The organism is Marinococcus salis (assembly GCF_054971365.1).
Genome location: NZ_JBQOJB010000044.1, coordinates 1 through 1570, shown reverse-complemented (window position 1 = coordinate 1570; position 1570 = coordinate 1). Strand labels below are relative to the sequence as shown.

Genomic DNA, 1570 nt, shown 5'->3' with positions numbered 1-1570 from the left:
CGTACCGTATCAACGGGGATTCTGTCTCTTTTTTATCGTTAATGGAAATAATTGTTAGTAAACCCGCAACAAAAGAGATTGTTATTTTTTAATATATATCATAAAGGGGACTTACGAGCGCGCAGAAAGGAGGCGGGCGAGATCATGGAAGTGCCGGCGTATGATGGTTTCGAGCGAACGATTATACAGGCTTGCTGCCGGATGGTACAACGGAAAAATCAGGTATCTCTCCCGGCTCCATCTATACTCTTCTGAAGAGATGTCGACCTCCCGTACAGGGGAAGTGAAGTGCCCGCCAGCAATTTCCGGCATACGCGGAGAACGTCCAAGAAGCCGCCAATACGGGGTGCGTCCCATTGGACAAAGAATCTTAGGCGCAGCCGAGCGTATCTCCTCATCAAGAAGCGGGGCATGAGCCATAATTTCCTTGCGGTTCGGCGTGCGGTTATATTTGCGCGGTTTACCTGCCGGGGTGTGCCCCCAGCGGTACGGACGGCTTTTGATCGTCCGGGTCACGTAGATGTCTTCCACGGGATACGGAAGAAGCTCCAGGTAGGATAGAAACTGCCTGCCGGCTCGCCCATCGTAAGGACCGCCGCCCGTAATTTCTGTTTCTCCCGGTGCTTCCCCGATCATCATTACAATAGGATCATGCGGGTTTGGACCGTCGAGAAAGCCTTCACACCGGTGGCCGTCCATTCTTTTTTTTGCCTCTGTGACTGCAGCTTCTGGCAGCATGCGCTTTCCCTCCTGTGTACGTCCTGACTTTTCTATACCCGGGCGCGAAATATTCTATACTTGTGATAGGATAGATAAAGGAGGTGGGGCGTGTGCAGCAGAAGCACATTATGTGGTTTGACATTATTTTTTACGTCGTCTTTCCAATTTTTATTTGGAACATGGCGCGGGACTATACAGGTGATTATATAGCGATGCTCATATCCTCGGTACCGGGGATTATTTATACAGTGTACCGCTTCGTACTGTTGAAAAAGGTGAATACGTTTGGGATTTACATGATCGCCACCCTGATTATCGGCACTGTTCTCGATCTTGTTGCCGGCGGCGGATTGCAGCTTTTGTGGAACAATATTTACTACGATTTTGTTATGGGTGCATTCTTTATTTTAACGGTTATTTTTAGGCGGCCGATCTGGCTCTTTTTCACCGTCGATTTTATGGAGCTGCAGGGCGGAGACCGCAAGCAGCTGAAAAAGCAGTTTTATGTGCGCAAATACTTATGGGTATTTCAGGCGATCACACTGTTTTTTGCCCTCCGGGAATTTATTCTCGCGTTCGTTAAAATCTGGCTCGTGCAGAGCTACGGCGTGGAAGCCTTTGACGAAGGAATTATTCTGCGGCAGGTGCTTTCATGGACAATGAGCTTTATCGCAGTAATCGGATTTATTTTTATCGCCAAGTGGCTGCATGAAGACGGCATTGACGCCGGAGAAGTTACAAACACCGGGCGAGGTACTGAAAAAGAGGAAAAGAATGAAGAAGCTGAAGAGGAAACACAGGGAGAAACGTCTGGAGAACGAACGTAATATAGAAGAGCAGCCGGTGCCGG

General features: G+C 48.7%; 2 protein-coding genes. One reads left to right on the top strand and one right to left on the bottom strand.

The window, feature by feature from the left end; all coding sequences use genetic code 11:
• Positions 1-111: 111 nt before the first annotated feature.
• Positions 112-738, bottom strand: a complete 627-nt coding sequence (locus tag ACTTK6_RS15750) for a uracil-DNA glycosylase (RefSeq protein WP_462833945.1) — start codon at positions 736-738, stop codon at positions 112-114.
• A 92-nt stretch (positions 739-830) separates the two neighbouring features.
• Here ACTTK6_RS15750 and ACTTK6_RS15745 point away from each other — a divergent pair, with 92 nt between their 5' ends.
• Complete coding sequence (locus ACTTK6_RS15745) at positions 831-1547, top strand: VC0807 family protein (RefSeq protein WP_179124059.1); 717 nt, start codon at positions 831-833, stop codon at positions 1545-1547.
• Positions 1548-1570: the final 23 nt, after the last annotated feature.